The organism is Arthrobacter sp. KBS0702 (genome assembly GCF_005937985.2).
GTDB lineage: Bacteria > Actinomycetota > Actinomycetes > Actinomycetales > Micrococcaceae > Arthrobacter.
In genome coordinates, this window is record NZ_CP042172.1 from 571,711 (window position 1) to 598,520 (window position 26,810).

Annotated in this window: 29 protein-coding genes and 1 tRNA gene; 20 read left to right on the forward strand and 10 right to left on the reverse strand. The window is 68.2% G+C overall.

Annotated features, from left to right (window positions below; all coding sequences use genetic code 11):
- Positions 1-90 precede the first annotated feature (90 nt).
- The 7 genes from FFF93_RS02710 to FFF93_RS02740 all read left to right on the forward strand — a co-directional run bounded on the left by FFF93_RS02710 (position 91) and on the right by FFF93_RS02740 (position 6,688).
- Positions 91-1,074 carry an NAD(P)H-quinone oxidoreductase gene (locus FFF93_RS02710; RefSeq protein WP_138767437.1) on the forward strand — a complete coding sequence of 328 codons (984 nt, stop codon included), beginning with the start codon at positions 91-93 and terminating at the stop codon, positions 1,072-1,074.
- Positions 1,075-1,230: 156 nt separating this feature from the next.
- Complete coding sequence (locus FFF93_RS02715; protein WP_138767436.1) at positions 1,231-1,764, forward strand: PadR family transcriptional regulator; 534 nt, start codon at positions 1,231-1,233, stop codon at positions 1,762-1,764.
- A gap of 165 nt (positions 1,765-1,929) precedes the next feature.
- The gene (locus FFF93_RS02720; protein ID WP_138767435.1) at positions 1,930-4,239 is read left to right on the forward strand and encodes a carbon starvation CstA family protein; all 2,310 of its coding nucleotides are present in this window, start codon (positions 1,930-1,932) and stop codon (positions 4,237-4,239) included.
- A gap of 11 nt (positions 4,240-4,250) precedes the next feature.
- The gene (locus FFF93_RS02725) at positions 4,251-4,442 is read left to right on the forward strand and encodes a YbdD/YjiX family protein (protein ID WP_138767434.1); all 192 of its coding nucleotides are present in this window, start codon (positions 4,251-4,253) and stop codon (positions 4,440-4,442) included.
- Between the two features lie 176 nt (positions 4,443-4,618).
- Complete coding sequence (locus tag FFF93_RS02730; RefSeq protein ID WP_138767433.1) at positions 4,619-5,296, forward strand: bacterial proteasome activator family protein; 678 nt, start codon at positions 4,619-4,621, stop codon at positions 5,294-5,296.
- A 7-nt stretch (positions 5,297-5,303) separates the two neighbouring features.
- Positions 5,304-5,759 (forward strand): hypothetical protein, encoded by a 456-nt coding sequence (locus FFF93_RS02735; RefSeq protein WP_138767432.1) that lies wholly within the window; start codon positions 5,304-5,306, stop codon positions 5,757-5,759.
- An 83-nt stretch (positions 5,760-5,842) separates the two neighbouring features.
- Positions 5,843-6,688: an aldo/keto reductase gene (locus FFF93_RS02740; RefSeq protein WP_138767431.1), complete on the forward strand. Its 846-nt coding sequence runs from the start codon at positions 5,843-5,845 to the stop codon at positions 6,686-6,688.
- A gap of 54 nt (positions 6,689-6,742) precedes the next feature.
- Here the strand turns inward: FFF93_RS02740 and FFF93_RS02745 are convergent, their stop codons facing one another.
- Positions 6,743-7,015, reverse strand: coding sequence for a hypothetical protein (locus tag FFF93_RS02745; RefSeq protein WP_138767430.1), 273 nt, complete (start codon positions 7,013-7,015; stop codon positions 6,743-6,745).
- A gap of 36 nt (positions 7,016-7,051) precedes the next feature.
- The gene (locus tag FFF93_RS02750) at positions 7,052-8,035 is read right to left on the reverse strand and encodes a hypothetical protein (RefSeq protein WP_138767429.1); all 984 of its coding nucleotides are present in this window, start codon (positions 8,033-8,035) and stop codon (positions 7,052-7,054) included.
- Positions 8,036-8,105: 70 nt separating this feature from the next.
- On the opposite strand from FFF93_RS02750, the gene FFF93_RS02755 reads away from it, so the two are divergent.
- Positions 8,106-8,579 carry a DUF2231 domain-containing protein gene (locus FFF93_RS02755; RefSeq protein WP_138767428.1) on the forward strand — a complete coding sequence of 158 codons (474 nt, stop codon included), beginning with the start codon at positions 8,106-8,108 and terminating at the stop codon, positions 8,577-8,579.
- Here FFF93_RS02755 and FFF93_RS02760 read toward each other — a convergent pair.
- Complete coding sequence (locus FFF93_RS02760) at positions 8,576-9,943, reverse strand: MFS transporter (protein WP_138767427.1); 1,368 nt, start codon at positions 9,941-9,943, stop codon at positions 8,576-8,578. The genes FFF93_RS02755 and FFF93_RS02760 overlap by 4 nt on opposite strands.
- Positions 9,944-10,259: 316 nt before the next feature.
- Here FFF93_RS02760 and FFF93_RS02765 point away from each other — a divergent pair, with 316 nt between their 5' ends.
- Positions 10,260-10,766 carry a hypothetical protein gene (locus FFF93_RS02765; RefSeq protein ID WP_138767426.1) on the forward strand — a complete coding sequence of 169 codons (507 nt, stop codon included), beginning with the start codon at positions 10,260-10,262 and terminating at the stop codon, positions 10,764-10,766.
- 125 nt (positions 10,767-10,891) lie between these two features.
- On the opposite strand, the gene FFF93_RS02770 is transcribed toward FFF93_RS02765, so the two are convergent.
- The 4 genes from FFF93_RS02770 to tmk form a co-directional block, all read right to left on the reverse strand.
- Positions 10,892-10,964 (reverse strand) — tRNA-Thr (locus tag FFF93_RS02770).
- A gap of 113 nt (positions 10,965-11,077) precedes the next feature.
- Complete coding sequence (locus FFF93_RS02775; RefSeq protein ID WP_138767425.1) at positions 11,078-12,661, reverse strand: alpha/beta hydrolase; 1,584 nt, start codon at positions 12,659-12,661, stop codon at positions 11,078-11,080.
- 60 nt (positions 12,662-12,721) lie between these two features.
- Positions 12,722-13,864, reverse strand: a complete 1,143-nt coding sequence (locus tag FFF93_RS02780) for a DNA polymerase III subunit delta' (RefSeq protein WP_138767424.1) — start codon at positions 13,862-13,864, stop codon at positions 12,722-12,724.
- Complete coding sequence (gene tmk, locus FFF93_RS02785) at positions 13,861-14,529, reverse strand: dTMP kinase (protein ID WP_138767423.1); 669 nt, start codon at positions 14,527-14,529, stop codon at positions 13,861-13,863. The genes FFF93_RS02780 and tmk overlap by 4 nt, the downstream gene beginning before the upstream one ends.
- 89 nt (positions 14,530-14,618) lie before the next feature.
- On the opposite strand from tmk, the gene FFF93_RS02790 reads away from it, so the two are divergent.
- Positions 14,619-15,809 (forward strand): PLP-dependent aspartate aminotransferase family protein, encoded by a 1,191-nt coding sequence (locus FFF93_RS02790; protein WP_138767422.1) that lies wholly within the window; start codon positions 14,619-14,621, stop codon positions 15,807-15,809.
- A 9-nt stretch (positions 15,810-15,818) separates the two neighbouring features.
- Complete coding sequence (locus tag FFF93_RS02795) at positions 15,819-16,172, forward strand: DUF2516 family protein (protein WP_138767421.1); 354 nt, start codon at positions 15,819-15,821, stop codon at positions 16,170-16,172.
- An 81-nt stretch (positions 16,173-16,253) separates the two neighbouring features.
- On the opposite strand, the gene FFF93_RS02800 is transcribed toward FFF93_RS02795, so the two are convergent.
- Positions 16,254-17,090 (reverse strand): class I SAM-dependent methyltransferase, encoded by an 837-nt coding sequence (locus FFF93_RS02800; RefSeq protein ID WP_186372215.1) that lies wholly within the window; start codon positions 17,088-17,090, stop codon positions 16,254-16,256.
- Positions 17,091-17,176: 86 nt separating this feature from the next.
- On the opposite strand from FFF93_RS02800, the gene FFF93_RS02805 reads away from it, so the two are divergent.
- Entirely contained in the window at positions 17,177-17,923 is a 747-nt protein-coding gene (locus tag FFF93_RS02805) for a phosphoglyceromutase (protein WP_138767420.1), read from the forward strand.
- A gap of 93 nt (positions 17,924-18,016) precedes the next feature.
- Here the strand turns inward: FFF93_RS02805 and phoU are convergent, their stop codons facing one another.
- Positions 18,017-18,679: a phosphate signaling complex protein PhoU gene (gene phoU / locus FFF93_RS02810; protein WP_138767419.1), complete on the reverse strand. Its 663-nt coding sequence runs from the start codon at positions 18,677-18,679 to the stop codon at positions 18,017-18,019.
- Between the two features lie 206 nt (positions 18,680-18,885).
- On the opposite strand from phoU, the gene FFF93_RS02815 reads away from it, so the two are divergent.
- Entirely contained in the window at positions 18,886-20,100 is a 1,215-nt protein-coding gene (locus FFF93_RS02815; RefSeq protein WP_138770243.1) for a cell wall metabolism sensor histidine kinase WalK, read from the forward strand.
- Positions 20,097-20,777: a response regulator transcription factor gene (locus FFF93_RS02820; protein ID WP_138767418.1), complete on the forward strand. Its 681-nt coding sequence runs from the start codon at positions 20,097-20,099 to the stop codon at positions 20,775-20,777. The genes FFF93_RS02815 and FFF93_RS02820 overlap by 4 nt, the downstream gene beginning before the upstream one ends.
- 100 nt (positions 20,778-20,877) lie before the next feature.
- On the opposite strand, the gene FFF93_RS02825 is transcribed toward FFF93_RS02820, so the two are convergent.
- On the reverse strand, positions 20,878-21,474 hold the full coding sequence (locus tag FFF93_RS02825; protein ID WP_395858408.1) for a hypothetical protein: 597 nt from the start codon (positions 21,472-21,474) through the stop codon (positions 20,878-20,880).
- 267 nt (positions 21,475-21,741) lie between these two features.
- Between FFF93_RS02825 and FFF93_RS02830 the strand changes: the two genes are divergently transcribed.
- From FFF93_RS02830 to rlmB, 6 genes are all read left to right on the forward strand, one after another.
- Positions 21,742-22,224, forward strand: coding sequence for a CarD family transcriptional regulator (locus tag FFF93_RS02830; protein WP_026266570.1), 483 nt, complete (start codon positions 21,742-21,744; stop codon positions 22,222-22,224).
- A gap of 114 nt (positions 22,225-22,338) precedes the next feature.
- A complete protein-coding gene (gene ispD, locus FFF93_RS02835; RefSeq protein ID WP_138767417.1) occupies positions 22,339-23,157 on the forward strand; it encodes a 2-C-methyl-D-erythritol 4-phosphate cytidylyltransferase in 819 nt (272 codons plus the stop codon).
- A 24-nt stretch (positions 23,158-23,181) separates the two neighbouring features.
- Positions 23,182-23,667 carry a 2-C-methyl-D-erythritol 2,4-cyclodiphosphate synthase gene (gene ispF / locus FFF93_RS02840; RefSeq protein ID WP_138770241.1) on the forward strand — a complete coding sequence of 162 codons (486 nt, stop codon included), beginning with the start codon at positions 23,182-23,184 and terminating at the stop codon, positions 23,665-23,667.
- A 66-nt stretch (positions 23,668-23,733) separates the two neighbouring features.
- Complete coding sequence (locus FFF93_RS02845) at positions 23,734-24,081, forward strand: hypothetical protein (RefSeq protein ID WP_138767416.1); 348 nt, start codon at positions 23,734-23,736, stop codon at positions 24,079-24,081.
- A gap of 43 nt (positions 24,082-24,124) precedes the next feature.
- Positions 24,125-25,582, forward strand: a complete 1,458-nt coding sequence (cysS, locus tag FFF93_RS02850; RefSeq protein WP_138767415.1) for a cysteine--tRNA ligase — start codon at positions 24,125-24,127, stop codon at positions 25,580-25,582.
- A 123-nt stretch (positions 25,583-25,705) separates the two neighbouring features.
- The gene (gene rlmB, locus FFF93_RS02855; RefSeq protein WP_138767414.1) at positions 25,706-26,698 is read left to right on the forward strand and encodes a 23S rRNA (guanosine(2251)-2'-O)-methyltransferase RlmB; all 993 of its coding nucleotides are present in this window, start codon (positions 25,706-25,708) and stop codon (positions 26,696-26,698) included.
- Positions 26,699-26,810 lie beyond the last annotated feature (112 nt).

Here is a 26,810-nt window from a genome sequence, read left to right on the forward strand (position 1 = left end):
GGCACCTACTCTGGAGACAGGCGTTGTCCGCACCGTGTGCGGGGCGGCGCCCTGCCCGCACGAAAACCAGTAAGGAATCGGGAGTTCGCCATGAAGGCTGTCTACATCTCTGAGCCCGGCGGCCCGGAAGCCCTGGAGCTCCGCGACGTGCCGCCGCCCGTTCCGGGCCCGGGCGAGGTGTTGATTGACGTGGTGGCCGCAGGCCTTAACCGGGCGGACGTCCAGCAGCGGCGGGGGTTCTACCCGCCGCCCCCCGGCGCCTCCGAGATCCCGGGTCTCGAAGTGTCCGGTCGGATCGCCGGCTTCGGCCCCGGCGTCACCAAGCCCTTCTCCGCCGGGGACAAAGTCGTTGCCCTTCTCGCCGGCGGCGGCTACGCCGAACAGGTGGCGGTTCCAGCCGGCCAGGTGCTGAGGATTCCCGACGGCGTGGACCTGGTTACCGCCGCGGCGCTGCCGGAAGTCGCGGCCACTGTCTATTCCAACCTGGTCATGACGGCGCAGCTGCAGGCCGGGGAAACCGTACTTATCCACGGGGCCACCGGCGGTATCGGCACCATGGCTATCCAGCTGGCGAAAGCCCTCGGTGCGCGGGTGGCCACCACAGCAGGCACCGCCGAGAAGGTTGGTACCGCGAAGGCCTTCCTCGGTGCCGACATCGCCATCAACTACACCGTGGAGGATTTCCCCGAGAGCCTGCGCGCCCAAAACGGCGGCAAGGGCGCGGATGTCATCCTCGACGTCGTCGGGGCAAAGTACCTCCGGCAGAATGTGGACGCGCTCGCAGACTACGGCCGGCTCGTCGTGATCGGGCTGCAGGGCGGCACCACAGCGGAACTGGACCTGAGCGTGCTGCTCCGCAAGCGCGCGGCCATCATCGCCACCGCGCTCCGTCCGCGCCCCGTGGAGGAAAAAACGGTCATCATGAACGCGGTCCGCGACGCCGTCTGGCCGATGCTCGCCGATGGCCGGATCCGGGCGCTGGTGGCCAAGACCTTCCCGCTGGGCCAGGTCCAGGCGGCCCACCGCTACTTCGATTCGGGCGAGCACGTGGGCAAGGTCCTGCTCGTCACCTAGTCCAAGGCACCTTCCCCCGGTGTGACGCATTACATGCCCCGGTTGGCATATGCTTGGCGGCGACCCGGTGCTAATGACGATAATGTAGTTCCATGCGCGGTATACACGCGTCTTGGGGCGCGTGTATGCCGTCGTCCTGCTACCCTCGGGAGCACCATGTCTATCCGCCACAGCCTTCTCGCGCTGCTGCAGGACCGGCCCCGCTACGGGTACCAGCTCAGGACCGAATTCGAGGACCGCACCGGATCGTCCTGGCCCCTCAACATCGGGCAGGTCTACACCACCCTGGACCGCCTTGAACGCGACGGCCTTGTGCAAAAAGACGGCGGCGACGGCTCGGGCCACATCATCTACAGCATTACCGAGGCAGGCCAAGCCCAGGTCCGGGAGTGGTTCCACTCACCTGTGGGCCGCGCCAATCCGCCCCGCAACGAACTCGCCATCAAGCTGGCGCTCGCCCTCACACTCCCCGCCGTCGACGTCGGCGGACTTATCCAGGCTCAGCGCGCCGTCTCCATCCGGGCCCTGCAGGAGTACACCAAGTCCCGGCGCGAAGCCGCCGTGCATCCGCGCCCGACCGACACGGCGCGTCTCTTGGTCCTGGATTCACTCATTTTCCAGACCGAGGCAGAGGTCCGCTGGCTGGACCTCTGCGAAGCCCGGCTGATGCAGCTGGCCGGACCGGCCTGACAGCCTGCCCCACTGTGACGCCGCCCACCGCGCATCGGACACCGCTCGGCGAGCGGACAGGCGCGCCGGGCGGCTGGGCCGTGTCCATCCGAACGCCTGTTGGTAGGGTGCCATGGGGCAGGTCTGACTGCTGATCTGTTAGATGGGGTTTCTCAAGGAGGAGACATGGGCACAATGCCAGATGGCGGGCTAAACAAGCTAAACACCGCACAACTCGACGACGGGATCACACCGGTACCGGGGCTTCCGGCCACGGCCATCGACGAGACCGTCCGTGAAGCGGAAGAGCGCAAATGGACACCTGCGAAAATCGGCCTCTGGGTGGCAATCGCGCTGCTGGGCGGCGTCGCCTGGTTTATGCTCGCGATCGTCCGCGGCGAGACGGTAAACGCGATCTGGTTTGTGTTCGCCTCGGTCTGCACCTACCTGATCGGCTACCGCTTCTACTCCAAGGTAATCGAGCGTTACATCACCAAGCCGAACGACCGCCGCGCCACCCCGGCCGAATACAAGGCCGACGGCAAGGACTACGTCCGGACTGACCGCAACGTCCTGTTCGGCCACCACTTCGCCGCCATCGCCGGCGCCGGACCGCTGGTCGGTCCGGTCATTGCGGCCCAGATGGGCTACCTGCCGGGCACTATCTGGATCATCATCGGCGTCGTCCTCGCCGGTGCAGTCCAGGACTACCTGGTGCTGTTCTTCTCCATGCGCCGCGGCGGCCGGTCCTTGGGCCAGATGGCCCGCGAAGAACTCGGCGTGATCGGCGGCACCGCAGCCCTCGTTGCCACCCTCCTGATCATGGTGATCATCGTCGCCATCCTGGCCCTCGTCGTCGTCAACGCCCTCGGCGAAAGCCCCTGGGGTGTGTTCTCCGTCGGCATGACCATCCCGATCGCACTGTTCATGGGTGTCTACCTGCGCTACCTCCGCCCCGGCAAGGTCATGGAAGTCTCGATCATCGGCTTCGTGCTGCTGATGGCCGCCATCATCGGCGGCGGCGCCGTGGCAGGCACAGAATGGGGCGCCGCGGTCTTCCACCTGGACAAGGTCACCATCGCCTGGGGACTGATCATCTACGGTTTCATCGCGGCGATCCTCCCCGTCTGGCTGCTGCTCGCGCCCCGGGACTACCTCTCCACCTTCATGAAGATTGGCGTGATCGTGATGCTGGCACTGGCCATCATCGTGGTCCGTCCGGAAATCAACGTCCCGGCCTTCAGCGAGTTCGCCAGCCGCGACAACGGCCCTGTCTTCTCCGGCGCCGTGTTCCCCTTCCTGTTCGTCACGATCGCCTGCGGCGCCCTCTCCGGCTTCCACGCCCTGATCTCCTCCGGCACGACGCCGAAGCTCATCGAAAAGGAACGCCAGACCCGCCTCATCGGCTACGGCGGCATGCTGATGGAGTCCTTCGTCGCCATCATGGCGCTCGTGGCAGCCATCTCCATTGACCGTGGCATCTACTTCGCCATGAACGCCCCGGTTGCACTGACCGGCGGCACCGTGGAATCGGCCGCCCAGTGGGTCAACAGCCTGGGCCTCGCCGGGGTCAACATCACCCCCGGTGAACTCGCCCAGACCGCCAAGGACGTCGGCGAGCAAAGCATTATCTCCCGCTCCGGCGGCGCTCCCACCCTCGCCGTGGGCCTGGCCCACATCATGCAGCAGTTCATCGGCGGCACCGCCATGATGGCGTTCTGGTACCACTTCGCCATCATGTTCGAGGCGCTGTTCATCCTCACGGCGGTCGACGCCGGCACCCGGGTGGCCCGCTTTATGCTCCAGGACTCGATCGGCAACTTCGTCCCGAAGTTCAAGGACCACTCGTGGCGTCCGGGGGCCTGGCTGACCACCGCGGTCATGGTGCTGGCGTGGGGAGCGGTGCTGCTGATGGGCGTCACCGACCCGCTGGGCGGCATCAACACGCTGTTCCCGCTGTTCGGCATCGCCAACCAGCTGCTCGCGGCCATCGCCCTCGCGGTGGTCCTCGCCATCGTGGCCAAGCGCGGCACCTTCAAGTACCTCTGGATCGTGGCGCTGCCGCTGGCCTTCGCGGCCGTCGTCACCATCACCGCGAGCTTCTACAAGATCTTCTCTCCGGTGCCCGCCGTCGGCTACTTCGCCAACAACGCGGTTTTCGCCAAGGCGCTGGCCGAGGGCAAGACCTCCTTCGGCACGGCCAAGACGCAGGCCGCGATGGAAGCTGTGGTCCGCAACACGATGATCCAGGGCTGGCTCTCGGTGATCTTCGTGGTGCTGAGCATCATCGTCATCATCACGGCGGTAATAGCGGCCATCAAGGCGTACCGCAACGCCGCCGCAGGCATCGCCAATGTGGAGTTCGAGGATCCGGCCCAGCCGTCCCGTGTCTTCGCACCGGCCGGCGTCTTCCCCACCGCGGCGGAGCGTGAGCTGGACGCGGAGTGGAAGAAACTGCCTGCAGAGCAGCGGCTCGAACACTCCGCCCGGCACTGAGGATCGCCGCCATGAACGCGTTCCTCGCGGGATTCCGGGGCTTTGCCGACTACTTCAGCGGGGTTCTCGGAGCCGATGCCTACAAGAAGTATCTGGAGCACCACCGGGCCTCGGGCCATGACGGCCCGCCGATGTGCGAACGGGACTTCTGGCGGGACCACACGGACCGCCAGGACAACAATCCGCAAGGCCGCTGCTGCTAGGTGCCGGCACCGGACCGCATCTGGCACCAGCGCCGAGTGGCTAACTCCCTGCAGGGGGCGCCGCCGGGAACACCCGTTCCCGGCGGCGCCCCCTGCTGTTTCCGGGCAGGATGCGGGCCTGGACCCGGGCGTCACGCACCCCGTCACTTACCGCCGACGCGTGAGAGTATGAAGCCATGAGCGATCCGAAAGACACTCAGCCCGGCCGCGACACGGCCCCGGATGGCGCCCCGGTGGAGGGCGTTACGACGACCGCTGCGCCGCAGGACGAGGCCGGAGCGTTTAGCGGGGGACAAAGTCCGCGGCTGCTCGATTCCCGCGGTCCGGCCCCGCGCAGCCGGGCGAGCCACCTCCAGGATCTGGTGGACGAACCGGCCAAGGTGATGCGGATTGGCACCATGATGAAACAGCTCTTGGACGAAGTGAAGTCCGCCCCGCTGGACGACGCGGCCCGGGCCCGGCTGGCGGAAATCCACGAGCGCTCGATCAAGGAACTGGAGGACGGGCTGGCGCCCGAGCTGGTCCAGGAACTCGAGCGGATCCATTTGCCGTTCCCCGAGGATGGCACCCCTTCCGACGCCGAACTGCGCATCGCCCAGGCCCAGCTCGTGGGCTGGCTCGAGGGGCTCTTCCACGGCATCCAGACAGCCATCGCGGCCCAGCACGCCGCCCGCGAGCACGCGGCCGCCCAGCTGCAGCTCCGCCAGCTGCCGCCCGGCACCATGATCGCGCCGGGCGTCATCATCGGCGAAAACGGCGAGCCCCAGCGTGCCGCTGAGCCGCAGCCCGGCGACGATCCCTCGCAGCCCGCCAAGCCCGCCGATCCGGACCACGGTCCCGGCCAGTACCTCTAGGACACCGTTGGGATTCTTCAGCGCCGCACGGCAGGGACGCAAGGACGACGCCGAACTCGGCAAGGGCCTGTGGCGTCGCGCCCACGACCGGTTCCTGCGCGGGCTGGACCGCTACCACCAGGTGCTCGAAGGCGTCGAGGACGAGGCGCTGTACGCCGAACTGGTCGAGATCGCCAACGAACTCTCCGATCTTGCCGGTCGGGTCCGGCAGATTTGCATGGAAGCCCAGCGCCGCTCGCCCAGCGACGGCCTCGACATCCCCGGCGCCCTGGCCGGCGTGCACCGCTCGCTCTCGACGGCGGGCAACTTACTGGCCATGACGGCGGAGGCGGCGGCCATGCTCCGCCTCGCCGTCGGGCCGGTTCCGGTCGGTGCAGCCTCCGTTCGACGCCGAGCGGAGTCCGTCGTGGAGCACGTCGGCGACGCGGAACGGCGCCTAGCCGAGGCGGCCGCGGGCAGCTGAGGCTGCGTATTCCGGGTTAAGCGCCTAGCTTAGCCGGGCGGAAAACACTGGCCTGACCGGCCTCCCGTTGGCAGGATGGATGGATGACTTCTTCACCTGAACTGACATTCAATGACGGCAACACCATTCCGCAGCTCGGTTACGGCGTCTGGCAGGTAGAGGACGACGTCGCCGAGAAGGTGGTTGTCCAAGCCTTCGAGGCTGGCTTCCGGCACGTCGACACCGCCAAGATCTACGGAAACGAGGCCGGGGTGGGCCGCGCGATCGAGCGCTCGGGCCTCAAGCCGGAGGAAATTTTCATCACCACCAAGCTCTGGAACGCGGACCAGAGCTATGAGTCCACCCTCCAGGCCTTTGAGGAATCCATGGAGCGTCTCGGCCTCGAGACCTTGGACCTGTACCTGATCCACTGGATGCAGCCGAAGCAGGACAAGTACGTTGACACCTGGAAGGCGCTCATCGAGCTCCAGAAGCAGGGCCGGGTGAAGACGATCGGCGTCTCGAACTTCACCAAGGAAGGGCTGCAGCGCCTGATCGACGAAACCGGTGTTGTGCCGGCGATCAACCAGGTGGAGCTCCACCCGTTCTTCAACCAGGCCGAGCTCCGCGAGTTCAACGCCTCCAAGGGCATCCTCACCGAAGCTTGGTCGCCGCTGGGCCAGGGCGGGGAGCTGCTCGAGAGCCCGGTCATCTCCCAGATCGCGGCTAAGCACAACGCCACGCCCGCGCAGGTGGTCATCGCCTGGCACCTCGCGATCGGCAACGTCGTGATCCCCAAGTCGGTCACCGAGTCGCGGATCCGTGAAAACTACGCGGCCCTGGATGTCACCCTGGACGAGACCGACGTGCAGGCCATCAACGGCCTCGACCGCAGCGCAGAGGGCGCCGGCCGCATCGGTCCGGACCCGGCGGTCTCCGACTTCGCCTAAGCAGCCTCGTTGTGGCAGGGCCTCCACCCTCGGGTGGGGGCCCTGTTTGCATCTTCAGGCGGCTGCCCGGCCCTCCCGCGGGCGCACGACGTCGACGACGGCCCAGCCGTGTTCGTCCCGGACCCGGTGGCTGGCGAAGCGTTCCGCCGCCGCGGCGTCGTCGAACGATTCGGTGCGCACCCGGCCGCACTCGGTGTCCAGATAGGTGACTTCCCAGTACTGGGCTGCCGGCTGCTGGGTCGGTGGCTGCTTAGCTGCTGGCTGATGGACTGCTGGCTGATGGACTGCTGGCTGATGGACTGCCGGGACATCCTGATGCTGTTCCATACTTCAAGTCTGCAACCGGCCTCTGACAGTCAGCGGTCAGCCGCCCGGCGTGTTGCCCAGCCGCAGCACCCGTTCCCGGGCCAGGTCTTCCCGGCGCCGGTCTTTGTCCGCGGCCCGGGCGGCCTGCTGTGCTGCCGCGGAGGCCTGCTCCAAGCGCTTCCGGGCCTGCCGCAGCCCCGTCTCGGCCTGCGCCAACCGTTCCCTGAGCCCGGCAGCCTCCTCCGCCAGGGCCTCGGCAGCGGCGGCGGCCTCGCCCAGCTCACCGGCCGCTCGGTCAGCTTCCGCCGTGCTGGAGCGGGCGGCCTCGGACGCCTGCTCCAGGGCGGCTCGGGCACGCTCCCGCATGGAGGGACCGGGCTCCGGCCGCTCCTGCCCGACGGCCCGCAACCGCGGCTGGGGCGCCGAAGGCGGACGGACCGATCCCTGCGACGGCACCGCCCCTGCCGGAGCCGGCGTCGTCGGAGGCCCGGCTGGAACGGCGGGTCCGGGGACATCCGGGAGGGCGACGGCGCCGTCGAGGTCCACAACGTCGACCCCGTCGGCGGTGAGCGCCCGGAGCAGGCACCCGCTCCGGACGGCCGCGGCAGCGCCCTCGTCGGCCGTGGCGGCACGCAGGGTCTGTTCCACTTCCGTCGCGATGGCAGCGCTGATCTTCCGGCCCTGCTGCTCCGCCACCGCGCGGGCCTCCTCGACCGCGCCGGCCAGCAGCGTCCGCCGTTCCCCGGCGAGGCGGCGGAGCGTTGCGGCGTCGAGGGCTGCCTGCGCCTGGCGCATGGCGAGCCCCAGCTCCGCCACTTCCCGGAGCGCTTCGGGCCGGTGCCAGGCGAGCATGTTGACGGCCCAGGCGCTCACCGAGGGCTTCGGGAGGGCGCGCACCTCCGCGGCGCGGGAGCGCAGCTCGGGCGTCGCGCGCTGCTCGCCGAGCAGCGACTTGGCCTCCCCGGTGCGGGCCGCGATGAAATCATCGAACGGCAGCGCATAGAGCTGTGCCGCGATGCCCGCCAGCTCACGGTTTGCCATGCAAGAATCATAGAAGCTCCGGCCCCCGCGCCGGGGGCGCGCAGCACACGTCCACCGTAGGAGATTCCACGTGATTGAAATAGGCGGCCTCCCGGCCCACATCCTTCTGGTCCACGCCGTTGTGGTGCTTGGCCCGATCGCCGGCCTCGCCGCCATCGCCTACGCGGCCGTAACCCGCTGGCGGAGGTACCTGGCCTGGCCGCTGGGTGTTCTCTCGCTGGGGCTGGTCCCGGTCGCGCTCGTCACTGCGCAGGCGGGCGAGCAGCTGCAGAAGGCCCGTCCGGCTACGCAACTGGTCCGGGAACATGCGGAGCAGGGTGACGTGCTGAAGGTCGTCTCGGTCATCTTCTTCGTGATCGTCGCGGCGATGATAATCGTCAGCTTTGAACCGATCGGGCGGCGTTTCGCCTTCCTGGGGCCGCTGCGGGAAAACCGCGTCCTCCGGGTGGCACTGCTGGTTGCCGGAGCCCTGGCCGGGGCGTTCTTCCTCTATCAGAGCGTCATCACCGGGCATTCCGGCGCGGCCTCCGTCTGGGCGCGCTAGCGCTGCCCTGACCGAGCCGGCGCGTTCCGCTGCCAAGCTGGACGCGCCCGCCGCACCGTCATCAGCAGCAGGATCAAGGCAACGGCCTGCAACGCCGCGACCGCGGCGATCAGGGCGGGGCGCGCCTCGTAGAGGGCACCGTAGAGGGCGCCCCCGGCCAGCGCACCGGCTCCCTCGAAAGCCGCGAAGACTCCGTAGGCTGATCCCTGCCGTGCCTCCGGTACGAGGTCAGCGACCAGCGCCTTGACGGTGGAGTCCTGGATCCCGGTCGCGGCGCCCCAGATGGCCACGCCGGCCAGCACCAGGCCGATGCCCGTGGAGAACGCCAGCACGGGGACGGCGGCGATCAGCACGGGCAGGGAGAGCAGCACGGCCGGCCCCGCCCGGTCATAGAGGAAGCCGCTGCCGAGGGCGCCGAGCGCCGCCGCGCCCATGGCCGCGGCGTAGAGCAACGGCACCACCGGAGCCGCGACTGCCGCCGCGGTGGTCAGGTGGTAGGAGATGACGCCGAACGCCACCAGCCCCGCGCTCCAGAAAAAGGCGCACACCGCAAAGGGCAGGAATACTCCGGATAGCAATGACGCCGGCCTGCCGGCCGGTGCGGTCGGGGCGCGGGCGCCGTCGCTGCCATCGCTGCCGCCGGAACCCTCGCCGTCGGGCGCCGCGAGCCGGCCGCCGGGGGCGGAAACGGAACCCTCGCCGTCGGGCGCCGCGAGCCGGCGACGCAGCCAGAGTAGCAGCGCCAGCGCTGCCGCGGCCGGCACGGCCAGCACCGCGAACGCGGCGGAGATAAGACCGGTGGCCGCCAGCACGGCCGCGACTATCACCGGTCCGAGCAGCGCGCCGGTGAGGTCCAGGGACTTGTGTACGGCGAACCCCCGGCCCCGCCCGACGTGTTTGGCGGCTGAGGCCAGCAGCACCGTCTTTGCCGGACTCCGCACTGCCTTGCCCACACGGTCGCCGATGATCAGCACCGAGGCCGCTCCGAGCCCGGCGGCGCCGGCGGCCGGGGCGAAGGCAAGGAGCGGGACGCAGAGGGCCGTCAGGGCATAACCGGCCAGCGTGAACGTCCAATACTTACCGGTGCGGTCCGCCCACGGCCCGAAAATCACCCGCAAGCCCTGCGCCGCGGCCTCGGCCCCGCCCGTGACGAGCCCCACCAGCAGCGCGGAGGCGCCAAGTTGGGCCAGCAGCGGCCCCGCTAGGGGCCGGGCGCCGTCGGAGACGACGTCGGTGGCAAGGCTGACCAGCCCGAAACCAACCACCGCGCCCCAGGGACGGCGGGCCCGCCCCGGCGTTGTGGCCTGGGCCGGGGATGTGCGCGGCCCGGAGGGTACGGGCACCTCTCGCTCAGGCCGGTCCATGTCCCAAGAGTCGCGGACGTCGCGGGGATTGACAAGGGCGGGCGACTGGCTGGCGGTCCTTCGCAGCCGTCCGGGGCGCCTTTGGGTCCGTTTCCGGCCGATTGCCACTCAGAACACGGCGTGTCCGTGTCGAAGTGCCCCCGCACGGCCGCTGCCCCGGGCCTACCGCGCGTGTCTGCCTGCCACAGGATTCCTCGGGCAGGTAGCGCCCACCCTTGCCGGCCCCGCGCCGCAGGCCTATGATGCGCGGACATTTGTCAGGGATTTTCCCGTTCCCATGGGGGGACTTTTTCGCCATCCACGAAGGAGCATCCTCATGAAACGCGTACTGATACCCGTTGCCTTTTTGTTCGCCCTTTTCGCAGGATCGGGCTCGGCCGCCGCCGCGCCACCGATCCCAGTCGAGCCGACGACGGAAACTCTCGACTGCCCGGGCTTCCAGGTCGACGCCGTTTACACGGGCAAGGCTAAGTGGATCGACGCTCCAGTTGCTTCCGGCACAAAGAAGCGTCTGAAGCTCTTCACCGGCGTGGCCGCTGCTTCTACTGCCACCCTGACAGGCCCAGCACCGACATCGAAGGTCATAAGTCTTTCGCTGAACGGCAGTATCAGTTGGTCGATTGTTCTTAGTCCTGAGTTCGACATTGTCATCACAGGGACCGGTCGAAACCTGATCAGCGATCCACAGCACGGCGACTATCCAGGCGGCCTGTTCCTCACCGTCGGCAAGGTGAGCTGGTCCTTGAACGCTCCGGACTACCCGAACGGGGGAATCACCGGCCCGGGATCGGTGACGGATGTCTGTGCACTGCTGGCGCCGTAGCCCGATCTCGCGCCGGGCTTCGTCGAGGCCGGCCGTAGACCCCGGTCTCATTCGTCCATACTCGCTGCAACCAACAAAAAACCCCGCATAGCCGCTGTATCAGCGAAAACACGGGGTTCTTCTCGAGCTTCCTATCAGAATCGAACTGATGACCTTCTCATTACGAGTGAGACGCTCTACCGACTGAGCTAAGGAAGCAACCGCGTGAAACCCCGGCGAACCGGGCGGATCATGCAAGAGACAACTGTAATGGAGTCCCCGCGCCCGGGTCAAAATGGGCCGCGGGGCGGCCTCCGGAGGTGAGTCGTCGGTCAGCAGACGGTGTTGTCCGCCGGGGTCTTTCCGTCCACGAGGTAGCCGTCCACGGCGTTCTCGATGCAGCTGTTGGACCGCCCGTAGGCGGTGTGGCCCTCGCCCTTCCACGTCAGCAGGGAGGCCGTGCCCAGTTGCTTGCGCAGGGCGCTGGCCCACTCGACCGGCGTTGCCGGGTCGCCGGTGGTGCCCACCACGACGATCTCGGTCGAGCCCTTGTACTCGACCGGCGCCGGGGTGCGCACGTTCTTGTAAGGCCAGTCCTTGCAGCTCGTGCCGCCGTAGGCGAAGTAGTAGCCCAGGGTGGGGGAGAGCTGGCGGAGGTGCTGTTCCTCGGCGCGCATCGCGGCCGTGTCGGAGGACATCGGGTAGTCGAGGCAGTTGACGGCGGTGAAGGCGAACGTGGAGTTGGCCGAGTAGGTGCCGTTCGGCTCCCGGTCCGCGCCGAAGTCGGACAGCCGGAGCATCGGGGACAGGTCGCCCTTCATCGCGCTGTCCAGGGCCTGGGTCAGCACGGGCCAGTTGTCGGAGTTGTAGAACGGCAGGATGAAGCCGCTGACGAACATGGACGCGTTCACCACCCGGCCGTCTTTGGCGGGCTTGGGGTTCGCTTCGACGGAAGCGATGATGTCCTGGATCTGTTTGACGGCGTCGTCCGGGGTGCCGCTGAACGGGCAGCCGCTGTTTTGGAGGCACTGGGTCACATAGGCGTGGATGGCCTTCTCGAAAGCCCTCGCCTGGCCTGCGGTCAACTCCTCATTGCTCAGCGAAGGGTCCATCGCGCCATCCAGGACCATCCGGCCCACGTTGTCCGGGAACAGGGATGCGTAGGTGGAGCCGAGGAAGGTGCCGTAGGAGTACCCGAGGTAGTTGAGCTTCGCGTCGTTGAGGACGCCGCGGAGGACGTCCAGGTCCTTGGCGGCGCTGGCGGTGTCCACGTGGGCCAGGACGGGCCCGGTCTTCTCCGCGCACTTGGCGGCAATGACTTTGTTGTCCTTGAGGGTTTCGGCCAGCCCGGCGTCGGTGTCCAGCTTGTAGACCTTGGCGCGGGAGGCGTCGCGCTCCTGGTCGGTGAGGCAGGTGACGGGCGCTGATCGCTTCACGCCGCGCGGGTCGAAGCCGACGACGTCGTAGTTCGCACGTACCTTTTCGGAGATGTTTGTGGTGCCGGCGTCTTTGACGAAGTCGTAGCCGGAGCCGCCCGGGCCGCCCGGGTTGACCAGCAGGCTGCCCTTCTTGTTGCCGCCCTTCGAGGCCAGCTTGATGGCCGCGATTTCGATCGTGTCGCCGTCGGGCTTGCTGTAGTCCAGCGGCACCTTGACCTTGGCGCACTGGAAGCTGCCCTCGCAGCGCGTCCAGCTGAGTTGCTGGGAGTAGAACTTCCGGAGCTCGGCGGGGGCGGCGGCGGCGATCGCGGGGTCGGACGTGGCCGGAGCGCTCTTGGAGCCGCCGTCACCGGAGCCGAAGAGGGTGCAGGACGACAACACCAGGGCCAGCACCAGGCCCAGGGCCAGGGCGCCGGCCGCCCGCACCCCGCGGTCCACGGGTCGGTGGCCTGCGGGCCGTGGTGCTGGTGACGTCATGCGGTTCTCCTTGGGATGTGGAACTGTGCGAAGCGAGGCGGGTCGAGCGTTGGTGTCGGGTCAGATCAGGCTGGCGGCCATGGACTCTATCGCCAGCAGCGGGGCCACGTTGGTGGTCGTAATCCGCTTGCGGGCCTTGTTGATGGCGTCCATGCGGGCAAGCGTTACCTCGGCCGTGGAACGTTCGGCAAAGTCCTGCAGTTCGCTCCTCAGCTCAACGTTGACCAGTTCGACGGCGTTCCCCATCTGGATGATCAGCACATCCCGGTAAAAGGACAACAGGTCGGTCAGGGTGCGGTCAAGCGAGTCGGTGACGGAACGCTTGGCGCGCCGCTTCTGGTCATCCTCCAGCTGCTTGACCTGGCCGCGCATGGCCGGCGGGAGCGGGCCGCTTTCCGGGGCGCCTAGCGTGGCGAGCAGCGCGGCCTTCTCCGCGGCGTCGCGCTCGTCGTTGGAGCTGTTGGCCTCCTCGGTGGCGATTTTGACCAGTTTGTCCGCCATCATCACGGCCGCGGTGATGCCGCGCAGCTGCAGCGGGAACCGCACGGTCTCCAGCCGGCGCTCTCGGGCCTCCGGGTCCCGGGCCAGCCTGCGCGCGATTCCCACGTGGCTTTGCGCGGCCCGGGCCGCGCGTTCGGCGACGTCCTGGTCCACGCCGTCGCGCTTGACCAGGAGGGCCGCGACGTCGGCGGCCGGCGGGAGGCGCAGCGCCACCGGTCGGCAACGGGAGCGGATGGTGACAAGAACGTCCGCGGGGGAGGGGGCGCAGAGCATCCAGATGGTCCGGGGCGTGGGTTCCTCGATGGCCTTGAGCAGCACGTTGGTGGTGCGCTCCGCCATGCGGTCCGCGTCCTCGACGACGATGATGCGCCAGCGCGCGGAGGAGGGCCGGTTGCCCGCGGTTGAGACCAGTTCGCGGGCCTCGTCGATGGTGATCGTGACTTTCTCGGTCCGCACAAATGTGACGTCGGAGTGCGTTTCGCCCACGATGGTCCGGCACGCCGGGCACACGCCGCAGCCCCGCCGGGCCACGTCTTCCTGATCGCAGTTCAGGGCCGCGGCAAACGCCTTCGCGGCGTTGGAGCGGCCGGAGCCCGGTGGCCCGGTGAACAGCCAGGCGTGCGTCAGCCCGTCACCCTCGGCGGCCTGGCGCAGCTGGGCGACGACGGCGGGCTGGCCCTGGAGGTCGTCCCAGACACTCATGCCGAGCTGCCTTGGCGGAGCGCGAGCAAGGCCTCGACGCGTTCCAGGATCCGGGCGGCCAGCTCCGGCACGGGCAGGTGCGCCTCGAGGACCAGGTACTGCTCCGGCCGGGCCGCCGCCAGCGCCAGGAAGGCGGTGCGGATCTTGGCGTGGAATTCGTCGGCCTCCGATTCGAGGCGGTCCTCCGGGGTGTCCCCGGCGGTGCGCCGCCGTCGTCCGTCGGCCGGGTCGACGTCGAGCAGCACCGTGAGGTCCGGCTGCAGGCCGGAGGTGGCCCAGTCGTTGACTTCGCGGACCGCGTCCGTGCCGAGGTCGCGGCCGGCGCCCTGGTAGGCCACCGAGGAGTCGATATACCGGTCGGTCAAAACCACCTCGCCCCGTTCCAGCGCGGGCCGGATGACTTGGGCGGCATGGGCGGCGCGGGAGGCCGCGAAGATCAAGGCCTCGGTGCGCGCGTCGATGTGGCCGTGGCCATGGTCCAACACGAGGGACCGGAGCTTCTCGCCAATCGGGGTGCCCCCAGGTTCCCTGGTCCGCAGCACCGTCAACCCGCGTGACTCCAGCGCCCGGGCGAGTTCCGCGGCCTGGGTGGACTTGCCGGCTCCGTCGCCGCCCTCGAAGGCAATGAACAGTCCGGGGAACGGGCCGGGAGTCTCGATAGTCACTGCTCTAGCGTACCGACAATCACCGACACTATGGCGGCCTGCGAGTAACGCCTTTCCGGCCCGGCGCGGCTCCAAAGTACCCTGTGTCCATGAGTCTCTCCGAAGAACAGGTCGCCACGCTCTCCGCCGAAACCCTTGTGGTGGCCGCAGGCAGGCCGCCGCGCGAACGCGACGCCCCGGTCAACCCGCCGATCGTGCTCTCCTCGACCTATTTCGGCACCGGCCCGCTGGGCCCGGGCGACCGAGGCTACGGACGCTACTCCAACCCCACCTGGGACCCGTTCGAGCAGGCCCTGGCGCAGCTGGAAGGCGCGGCGCTCCCGGGACTGCTGTATGCCTCGGGTCTCGCCGCCGTCAGTTCCGCGCTGTCCCTGGTCCCGGCGCAGGGGGTGCTGGTGATGCCGTCCCACAGCTACGCCGGGTCGCTGGTGATGGCGACGGAGTTGGCGCAGAAGGGCGCGCTAGAGCTGCGCACCGTGGACATCGCTGACACCGACGCCGTGCTCGAGCAGTTGGCGCCCGTCGGGGGCAAACCGGCCAGCATGCTGTGGCTGGAGAGCCCCACGAACCCGATGCTCGGCGTGGCCGACATCCGTGCGCTCACCGCGGCGGCGCACGCGGCCGGGGCCCTGGTGGTCACCGACAACACCTTCTCCACCCCGCTCGTGCAGCAGCCGCTCAGCCTGGGCTCCGACGTCGTCCTGCACTCGGTCACCAAATACCTGTCCGGCCACTCCGACGTCGTGTTGGGCGCCCTGGTGACCTCCGACGCCGAAGTGCACGCGAGTCTGCTGCACCACCGCACGATCCACGGCGGGATCGCCGGGCCGTTCGAGGCGTGGCTGGCCCTGCGGGGTCTGCGCACCCTTGCCTTGCGGGTTGAGCGCTCGCAGGCCTCCGCGGCGTTCCTCGCTGAACAACTGAGCGGGCACCCGCGGGTCGGGGCCATCCGTTACCCGGGACTCCCCACAGACCCCGGCCACGAGCGGGCCAAGGCCCAGATGCGGGGCTTCGGCTCCGTGCTGTGCATCGAAATGGCGCCGGTGGCTGAGGCCGGCCTGAGCGGCGCGGACGCCGCCGACCGGATGATCCGGGCCCTGCAGCTGTGGCTGCCGGCCACGTCGCTGGGCGGAGTGGAATCGCTGATCGAGCGCCGGCGCCGGCACACTGCGGAGCCTGCCAGCGTGCCGGACAACCTGGTCCGGCTGAGCGTCGGAATTGAAAACGTCGAGGACCTGTGGGCCGATTTGCAGCAGGCTTTGGCCACACTGGACGACTAGGCTGGGGGCATGGACGGAAGAGCGCTGATTGAAATTGCCGACAGGGGAATCTATTTCCTCCTTGCCCTCGTGGCCCTGGGCCTTGAGGTGTGGGCGTTCTTCGACTGCCTGCGGCACAAGGCCAACGCCTTCGAGGCGGTGTCCAAGCGGACCAAGACCTTCTGGCTCGCGCTGACCGGCGGCGCCCTGGCCATCGGCCTGCTGTCCATCGTTGGCGGCGGCGGAGGGTTCTTCGGCCCGCTGGGGCTCTTCGGGCTCGCGGCCGTGACGGCAGCCTCCGTCTATCTCGCCGACGTCCGCCCCGCGGTGAAGGACGTCGGCCGCGGCGGCAGCAGGAACATGGGGCCCTACGGGCCCTGGTAATCCCCACCACCGGCTCCCTAAGCTCGCAAGCTCGCCCAGGGAACCCTGCCGGCGTGGCCCCACCACCGGCTCCCTAAGCTCTTAGCCTTCCGGGGCCACGGCATCCCAGTCCACGGTCAGCTCGCCGAGGCGCCACCGCGCCGGGCCATCCTGCACGGGCCAGCCGCCGGCGCGCAGTGCCCGGCACATGGCCGTCCAGCGCTGCCGGTTCCCGAACGAAGCCAGCGGCGCCGCCTCCAGCCAGGCCTTGTCCAGCGCCTGCAGGTAGGAATGAATTCTTTCACCCGGCAGGTTCCGGTGGATGAGCGCCTTGGGCAGCCGTTCGGCGATCTCCGAGGGCAGCTCGAAAGCGCCGAAGCGCATGGACAGCCCCAGGCTGAGGGGACGGTCGGCGTCGAGCGCCACCCACGTGACCCGGCGTCCGATCTCGTCGCAGGTGCCGTCGATAAACAGGCCGCCGGGGGCCAGCCGGCCCTGCACCAGCCGCCAGATGGCCGGGACGTCCACCTCCTCGTATTGCCGCAGCACGTTGAACGCCCGCACCAGCACCGGACGGACCGGCATCGGGAGTTCGAAACCGCCCAGTTGGAAGCTCAGCCCGGGGCGTTCCAGCGCCTTTGCCTGCCGGACCCGCTCCGGTTCGATCTCGATTCCGACCACGCGGACGTCGGCCCGGAGGGCGGAGAGGCGTTCGAAGAGTTCGACGGCGGTGGCCGGGGACGCGCCGTAGCCGAGGTCGACGACGAGCGGATCCTCCGCGCTTCGCAGGCGCCAGGCCTGCGGGCCGGTGAGCCAGCGGTCGACCCGCCGCATCCGGTTGGGGTTGGTGGTCCCGCGAGTCACGTTCCCCACCGGCCGTCCAGTCCGGGTCCCACCCTGGTTCCGGGGGGACGCCACCCGCTCAGCCTTCTGCACCACACGCCAACCCTATCCCCGCGTAGTGGTGTTCCCGCTGCGGTGTAACGCAGGGCACGGCGCGCGGGCGCTCGGTTAGGATGAAAAGCATGACTTACAAGCTGATTCTGCTGCGCCACGGCCACAGCGAATGGAACGCCAAGAACCTGTTCACCGGCTGGGTGGACGTTGACCTGAACGACCAGGGCCGGGCCGAGGCGGTGCGCGGTGGCGAGCTGCTGGTGGAGAACAACATCCTCCCGGACATCCTCTACACCTCGCGCCTGAAGCGGGCCATCAACACCGCGAACCTCGCGCTGGAGAAAGCGGACCGCGGCTGGATCGACGTCAAGCGCGACTGGCGCCTCAACGAACGCCACTACGGCGCGCTGCAGGGCAAGGACAAGGCCCAGACCCTGGCCGAATACGGCGAGGAGCAGTTCATGACCTGGCGCCGCTCGTACGACACCCCGCCGCCGCCCCTCGCGGACGACTCCGAGTTTTCGCAGGTGGGGGACCCGCGCTACAAGGATCTCGGCGACGCCATGCCGCGCACCGAGTGCCTCAAGGACGTCCTGGTCCGGCTGCTGCCCTACTGGGAATCGGAGATCAAGGAGGACCTCAGGGCCGGGAAGACCGTCTTGGTCACGGCCCACGGCAACTCCCTGCGTGCGCTGGTCAAGCACCTTGACGGCATCAGCGACGAGGACATCGCCGGGCTGAACATCCCCACCGGCATCCCGCTCGTGTACGAACTGGACGAAAACTTCAAACCGCTGAACCCGGGCGGCACCTACCTCGACCCGGAAGCCGCCGCGGAGTCCATCAAGGCAGTGGCGAACCAGGGCAAGAAGTAGCACCTTCCGCACCCCGGAGACAACGACGGCGGCCGGTCACCCCCAAGGTGACCGGCCGCCGTCGTACTGTCTGCCGTGGAAACGGCGGAGGCGTCAGCTGTGTTCGATGCTGTTCGGGTGCCAGGCGCCGGTGACCAGGTAGGTGACCTTCTGCGCGACGGAGACGCCGTGGTCGGCAAAACGCTCAAAGTAGCGGCTCGCCAGGGCAACGTCGACGGTGGTGGCCGCGGATTCGGTCCAGTCGCTGCGCGCGATCGACTTGAAGACGCTCAGGTGCAGGTCGTTGACGGCGCTGTTGGCCTTGAGGATGTCGCGGGCAACCTCAAGGTCCCGCGTCTCCAGCAGCACGGTGAGCTTCTCGGCGATCTCGAGGTCGAACTTGGCGAAGCTCTTAAAGGTCTCCTGCAGCGGCTCCGGGATAACGTTTGCCGGGTAGCGCAGGCGGGCGAGCTGGGCGATGTGCCGGGCGAGGTCGCCCATCCGCTCCAGCGAGGCGCTCATCCGCAACGAACCCACGATCATTCGCAGGTCGCTGGCCACGGGGCCCTGCAGGGCGAGGATGTCGATGGCACGCTCGTCGAGGCTGTTCTGCAGGAAATCGATCCGGGCGTCGGCCGCGATGACGTCCTCGGCAAGGTCGATGTCGGCACCCTCGAAGGCCGTCGTTGCCTTCTCGAAGGCCTCGCTGACCAGCTTCGAAATTTCGACGAGCTGCTCGCCCACCTGGGCGAGCTCTTCCTGAAAAACCTTACGCACGGGTGCGTCCTTTCCTCGGAAACATGGCCGGGCACGCTGTGGCCGGTCCGTTTCGTTTCACCGTAGCGGCGTTCAACCTGCCACCCTTCCACTCTCCGGTGAACTGTTACGCCTCAATAGGTGAACGTTAGCTGAACCAGCCCCCCAATCGCACAAGTTTTCGATTTCCGGCGGGGCGCAGAGCATAAGCTGGAGCCGTGGATCCAATGCTCATCGGTGTGATCGCGGGCCTGGTCGGCCTGTCGCTCGGCATCTTCGGCGTGCTCGCCTTCCGGGTCAGTGAGCAGCAGCGCAAAATCAGCGACGTGGAGACCGGCGACCCCTCGCTTCCGGACGGCGCCGCGGAGGTGCTCGCCGTCGTCGGCCGAGCGTTCGTCGTGGTTGACGCGATCGACGGCGTGGTGCGGGCCAGCCCCGCCGCCTACGCGTACGGCCTCGTGCGGGGGCACACCGTGGTGCACCAGCAGTTGCTGGAAATGACGGCCAAGGTCCGGCGCGACGGCGTGATCCTCGAGAAGCAGCTTGAACTGCCCCGCGGCCCGCTGGGCCAGGGAACTATCGTGGTGCAGGTCCGCGCGGCCATGCTCGGCGAGGAATATATCCTGCTGCTTGCGGACGACCGCACCGAGATCACCCGCACCGAGGAAATCCGCAACGACTTCGTGGCGAACGTCTCGCACGAGCTGAAGACCCCCGTCGGCGCCATCTCGCTGCTGGCCGAGGCGCTGGAAGCCTCGCCCGACGACGAGGAAGCCGTCCGCCGGTTCGCCAAGCGCATGCACAAGGAATCCACCCGGTTGGCCGCCCTCGTGCAGGACATCATCGAACTTTCCCGGCTGCAGGGGGCCAATGTGGCCCAGCAGGCGCACCCTGTGGACATCAACACCGTCGTCGCCGAGGCCGTGGACCGGTCCCAGCTCCCCGCCGAGAGCAAGAACATCGAGATTGTGGTGGGCGGCCGGACCAACGCGATGGTCTATGGCGACCAGGACCTGCTGGTCACGGCGCTGCGGAACCTGATCGACAACGCCATCCGGTATTCACCGGAGAACACCAGGGTGGGCGTCGGTGTGCGCGCCCGGGACGGCCTGGTGGCGGTCTCCGTGACGGACCAGGGCGAGGGACTCAGTGCCGAGGACCAGGAGCGCGTCTTTGAACGCTTCTACCGCGTGGACTCCGCCCGCTCCCGCCACACCGGGGGCACCGGACTGGGCCTCAGCATCGTCAAGCACGTGATGGCCAACCACGGCGGCGAGGTGACGCTCTGGTCCCAGCCCGGACAGGGCTCCACCTTCACCATCCGCCTTCCCGAGATGGAGGGCCAGGACCAGCCCGCGACGGATCCCCGCCGGACCTCGCACACCGCACGACCAGAACGACGCGACGCCGCCGGCGTCCATGAACAAGGAGCTAGCGCTTGAGCCGGATTCTTATTGTCGAGGACGAGGAATCGTTCAGTGACCCCCTCTCTTACCTGCTGGGCAAGGAAGGATTCGAGGTGGAAGTCGTGGACAACGGCCTCGACGCCATCACCGAATTCGACCGCAACGGCGCCGACCTGGTCCTCCTGGACCTGCAGTTGCCCGGGCAGTCCGGGACCGAGGTGTGCCGCCAGCTGCGCCAGCGCTCCTCCGTCCCGGTGATCATGCTGACCGCCAAGGACGCTGAAATCGACAAGGTGGTGGGGCTGGAACTCGGTGCCGACGACTACGTCACCAAGCCCTATTCCTCGCGGGAGCTGGTGGCCCGGGTCCGGGCCGTGCTGCGCCGCCACGGCGAGCCCGAGGAGCTGGTCTCCAGCACCGTCCAGGCCGGCCCGGTCCGGATGGACATCGAGCGGCACGTCGTCAGCGTCCAGGGCGACCAGGTGTCGCTGCCGCTGAAGGAATTCGAGTTGCTCGAGATGCTGCTGCGCAACTCCGGCCGGGTGCTGACCCGGGGGCAGCTGATCGACCGGGTCTGGGGCTCCGACTACGTGGGCGACACCAAGACCCTGGACGTGCACGTCAAGCGGCTGCGCAGCAAGATCGAACCGGACCCCTCCGCGCCGCGGTACCTGATCACCGTCCGCGGGCTGGGCTACAAGTTCGAGCCCTAGCCGGCCGGCGCCGGCCGGGCGCTTAATGCACAAAGGAGGGGCACCCGGTGTGGGTGCCCCTCCTTTGTGCGTTCCGCCGCGCCGCGTGCGGCGCCGGAGGCTAGCGGGTGCTGGTCGGCGACGGGGTCGCCGTTGCCGTAGCCGACGTCGTGGCCGACGGCGTCGGCGTCGCAGTTCCGGAGGCCGTGCCGGAGCTCGTGGGCTCGGCAATCGGCAGGTACTTCTTGTAATCGGTGATCGAAGCGTCCAGGACCGGCATCTTGAACTTGGCGTCCGCGTTGGTGCCGTCCTCGCGGATGGTCACCTCGACCAAGGAACCGGGCTTGCCGCCGGAGGTGCTGAGGATCGCCGCGTCGGTGCTGTCGTTCAGCAGGACGTAGGAGTTTTTCTTGACCGAGACCTGGGTCTGGGAACCGCTGGCGCCGTTAATGGTCAGCTTCACGTCGTTGGACGAGGTGTTGTACACGGCACCGATCACCCGGCCCGGCTTGCTCTCGCCGTCGGAGATGATCATCATGTTGCGGAGCTGCAGCGGGCCGAGGTCGGTCCGGGTTCCGTCCGACGCCGAATACTGCACGGAGGTCTGCTGGGGGTTGATGTAGCCGCAACCGGTCACCGACAGCAGGCCAATGCCAAGTGCAGCCGTTGCCATTGCCAGCTTGCCGCGCCGGCCCCGAGTCATCGCAGTGAAACGCACGTCACGCACTCCTTGAGAGTCTTGAAACATTATTCAGCCATAGCCTATCCGCAATGGCGCTCAAACGCGGACTCGGTGACAGCCGGCCATCGGACCAGCAGGCCCTTGGCAGCGGATGCCCAATGCACTATTATCCGCGTTCGTCAAGGGGTTTAAGGGGTCGATTCGGGCTGTTTTCCGCGGATTCATGCGGTTTCGGAGCAGGATCCATGGCAGTTGTATGCCTTAATCGTGATAAACTGGTCTGCGGGAAAGGGGAATGTCCACATGGTTTTTGAGGTCGGCGAGACAGTAGTTTACCCTCACCACGGTGCAGCCAAAATTGAAGAAATCAAGATGCGCACTGTCAAGGGCGAAGAGAAGATGTATCTCAAGCTCAAGGTGGCTCAGGGTGATCTGACCATTGAAGTTCCAGCAGAAAACGTTGACCTTGTTGGGGTCCGGGACGTAGTGGGCAAGGAAGGCCTGGAGCACGTATTCGACGTGCTGCGGGCCGAGTTCACTGAAGAGCCCACCAACTGGTCGCGTCGTTACAAGGCAAACCTGGAGAAGCTTGCTTCCGGTGACGTCATCAAGGTGGCAGAGGTCGTCCGCGACCTGTGGCGCCGAGACCACGACCGGGGTCTCTCCGCAGGGGAGAAGCGCATGCTGGCCAAGGCCCGCCAGATCCTGATTTCAGAACTGGCACTGGCTGAGAAGACTGATGAAGAGAAGGCCGCAAGCGTTCTCGACGAAGTCCTGGCTTCCTAACTAAGAATCGAACCCCGGTGGCGTAACGGCCGCCGGGCTTCTTTTTGCCCAAAAACCGGCCCAACTGCGGGCTGCCTGGGCTGATGTCTCGCCCCGGGACGTAGTCTTGTCCGCATGAACACTGCATCGAGAGCCGACGTCACCGCGGTCATTCTCGTCGCCGCGGGATCCGGCCAGCGCCTGGGCTACGGCATGCCGAAGGCCAAGGTGCCCCTCGGCGGCGACAGCATCCTCACCCACGCCCTGCGCGGCGTGGCCGCCGCCGGCATCGCCCGGCAGATCTGCGTTGCCATCCCGCCCGGTGACCCGGAACTGAGAGCCCAGTGCGAGGCCTTCGAAGCGGAACTGCAGGCCGAGCACCGGCGAACCGCCGGGTCGGGGGAGGGGGTGCAGCTGCCGGCTGTGACCGTCGTCGACGGCGGTTCCAGCCGCGCCGAGTCGGTGCGGGCCGCGCTGTCCGCCCTCTTGCCGGGCATGCAGGCCGTCCTCGTCCACGATGCTGCCCGGGCGCTGGCCCCCGAAGCCGTCTTCCATCGCGTGGCTGCCGCCCTCGCCGCCGGTGCGGTGGCGGTGATCCCCGTGATGCCGGTCGTGGACACGATCAAGACCGTGGACCCCAGCTTGGGCGCCGACGCCGACATCGCCCCCGAGGTCGTCACCGGCACCGCGCCCCGGGAAATGCTGCGTGCCGTCCAGACCCCGCAAGGCTTCGACCTCGCCACCCTGCGGCGGGCCCACGAGGCTGCGGCGGAATACGACAACGCCCGAGAGGCTGCAGTCACGGACGACGCCATGCTGGTGGAGCAGCTCGGCGTCCCGGTGTACGCCGTGCGCGGGGCGAGTCAGTCACTGAAGATCACCACACCGTTGGATCTCATCCTCGCCGAGGGTCTCCTTGAAGGCCCGCTCGGCGCGCGTTGGGTGGAGGGCTAAATGGGCGGAAACCAGCAGCCCCGGATGCTGCTCCCGCGGACAGGGATCGGCATCGACGTCCACGCCTACGCCCCAGCGCACGCCCCGCAGCCGCTGTGGCTCGGGGGCCTGCACTGGGACGGCGAGCGGGGCCTGGCGGGCCATTCCGACGGCGACCCGGTGGCCCACGCCGCCGCAGACGCGCTCTTCTCCGCCAGCGGCCTCGGGGACCTCGGGACGCACTTCGGCACCGACCGCCCGGAATACGCGGGGGCCTCGGGCGTCACGCTGCTTGCCGAAGCGGCCCGGATCGTCCGCGCCGGCGGCTTCGAGATCGGCAACATTGCGGTGCAGTTCGTAGCGAACCGCCCGAAGTTCGGCCCGCGCCGGGAGGAATCCCAGCGGGTCCTCAGCGAAGCCGCCGGCGCACCCGTGAGTGTCTCGGCCACCACCAGTGACGGCCTCGGGTTCACCGGCCGCGGCGAAGGCATCGCGGCCACGGCCACCGCCCTGGTCTACCCGGCCGGCTGAGCCGGAGCAGGCGAACTGCCCTACGCTTAAGGGACAACCCCCTCCGGAACCGTCAGGAGACCTCCCGTGAAAAAGCTGCTGCCCGCCGTCGTCCTTGTTGCAGGAACGCTGCTGGCCGGGTGCTCCGGCTCCCCGGCCCCGTCGGCCACGCCCCGGATGAGTGTCGAGGAAAGCTGCAAGTTCCTCAACACCGATACCTTCGTCCCCAAGGGGAGCGATAAGGAGAAGGCCGGCCAGATCGGCCAGCACTACCAGGAGGTCGCGGACAAGGTGGCGCCGGAAGTCGCCGAACCGATCCAGAAGATGGCGGACATTATGAAGCAGGTGGGCAACAGCTCGACCGGGATCCAGACCTCCGAGCAGCTGACGCAGCTCAGGCAGCAGATGGACCAGATCGGCCAGCACTGCAAGTAGGTCGGCGGACCTGCGCTCTAAGGGCATCGGCTAATCTGGAGCGGTGACCCTGCGCTTTTACGACACCGCCTCCGCCGAAGTCCGCGACTTCGTCCCCCTGGTTCCAGGCAATGTGAGCCTGTACTACTGCGGCGCCACGGTGCAGGGAATGCCGCACGTCGGGCACATCCGCTCCGCGATCGCCTTTGACCAGCTCACCCGCTGGCTGCAGTACCGGGACTACCGGGTCACGGTGGTCCGCAACGTCACCGACATCGACGACAAGATCCTTGCCAAGTCCGCGGAGTCGTTCGCCGCGGACTTCGCCGCCGAGCCGGGCACGGTCCGGAATGAGGAATGGTGGGCCTTGGCCTACCGCTACGAGCAGGAATTCCTCAAGGCCTACGACGCCTTGGGCGTCTCGCGCCCCACCTACGAGCCGCGCGCCACCGGCCACATTCCCGAGATGCACGCCCTGATCCAGCAACTCATCGACCGCGGCCACGCCTACCCTGCCCTCGACGGCTCCGGCGACGTCTACTTCGACGTACGCTCCTGGTCCAAGTACGGCTCCCTGACGCGGCAGAACATCGACGACATGCAGGGCGCGGCGGATGCCGACCCGCGCGGCAAGAAGGACCCCCGCGACTTCGCCCTCTGGAAGGGCCACAAGGACGGCGAGCCGACGACGGCGAGCTGGGCCTCGCCGTGGGGCGCCGGCCGGCCGGGCTGGCACCTGGAGTGCTCCGCGATGGTCACCAAATACCTTGGGGCCGAATTCGACATCCACGGCGGTGGCCTGGACCTGCGCTTCCCGCACCACGAGAACGAGATGGCCCAGTCGCAGGCCGCGGGCCACGGCTTCGCGAACTTCTGGATGCACAACGGCATGGTCACCTACGCGGGCGAGAAGATGTCCAAGTCCATCGGCAACACCATCAGCCCCGCCGAAATGCTGGAGCTGGCTCCGCCCCGCGTGGTTCGCTACTACCTCGGCCAGGCCCACTACCGCTCGGTGCTGGACTACCAGCCCACCTCGCTGCAGGAGGCCTCGGCAGCGGTGGAGCGGATTGAAGGCTTCATCAGCCGCGCCGCCCGGGCTCTTTCCGGAGCCGACGCCGGCGCTGCCGACGCCGGCCATGGCAGCGTCCCGGATGCCTTCGCCGCCGCCATGGATGACGACCTGAACGTGCCGCAGGCCCTCGCCGTCCTGCACGACACCGTCCGCGCCGGCAACACCTCGCTCACCGCCGGCCAGCTCGATGATGCCCGGCAGGCCCTGGCGGGCGTCACGGACATGATGCGTGTCCTTGGTCTCAACGACACGGCGGCCCCGGCAGTGGACGAGCAGGCCACCACCGCCCTCGGAGTCCTGGTCGAAGCCCAGCTCGCGGCCCGCGCGCAGGCCCGTGCCGGCAAGGACTGGGCCGCGTCTGACGCGATCCGGGACACGCTGGCGGCTGCCGGCGTCGTCGTCGAGGATGGCGCGGACGGCGCCAGCTGGAGCCTGAAGCGCGGCTGACGCCGTGCGCCGCGGTAGCCCGAAGCGGGCCGACGGCGGCCCCCGCGGTCGAAGATTTAACTCGAGTCAGTAGACTGGAGTTCAGACTTATCAACGAATCGCGTAGTTAAAAGGGTGAAACTCATGGCCAACAACGGTCGCCGCTCGGTCAAAATGAAGAAGGGCCCCACCGTCGGGACCGGCGGCCACGGCCGCAAGGCCCTTGAGGGCAAGGGCCCCACTCCCAAGGCGGAAGACCGTCCGTACCACAAGGCCCACAAGAGCAAGCAGCTCGCGGAACGCTCGGCCGCCAAGCGCGGGACGGGTGCGCGCAGTGCCGGCGCCGGTGCCCGCTCGGGCCCCAAGGGCCGTGCCACCGAGGAGGTTGTCACCGGCCGCAACTCCGTGGTCGAGGCGCTCCGCGCCGGCATCCCCGCCAAGGCCCTGCACGTCGCGATCCGGATCGAGATGGACGACCGCGTCAAGGAGTCGCTGAAGCTCGCGGCCGAACGCGGCATCCCGCTGCTCGAGACCGGCAAGCCCGAGCTGGACCGGATGACCGACGACGCCATCCACCAGGGCCTCGTGCTCCAGATCCCGCCGTACGAGTACCAGGACGCGTACGAACTGGCCGAGGAGACCATCGAGGGGTGGAAGAAGGGCCACATCGCCAACGCGCCGCTCTTCGTCGCCCTTGACGGCATCACCGACCCGCGCAACCTCGGCGCGATCATCCGCTCGGTCTCCGCCTTCAGCGGCCACGGCGTCATCGTGCCGGAACGCCGCTCCGTCGGCGTCACCGCCTCGGCCTGGAAGACCAGCGCCGGCGCCGCCGTCCGCGTCCCCGTGGCCCGCGCCGCGAACCTGAACAGCACGCTCAAGGCTTTCAAGAACATGGGCATCTACGTGCTGGGCCTGGACGGCGACGGCGACGTCTCGCTGCCGGACCTCGCCTTGGCCACCGAACCGGTCTGCATCGTCGTTGGGTCCGAAGGCAAGGGCCTGAGCCGCCTGGTCCGCGAAAACTGCGACCAGATCGTCTCCATCCCGATCGATTCCGCGATGGAATCGCTCAACGCCTCGATGGCGGTCGGCATCTCCCTCTACGAGATCTCCCGCCAGCGCGCCACCAAGTAAGAGGCGCGGTGGGTGGTTTCCGCCGGCTCGGACGCTCCCTCACCTTTGACGGGTGCACGGCAAACGCTCCCTCGCCTTTGGTGAGGGAGCGTTTCTTGTCGTGCCGCCGGCG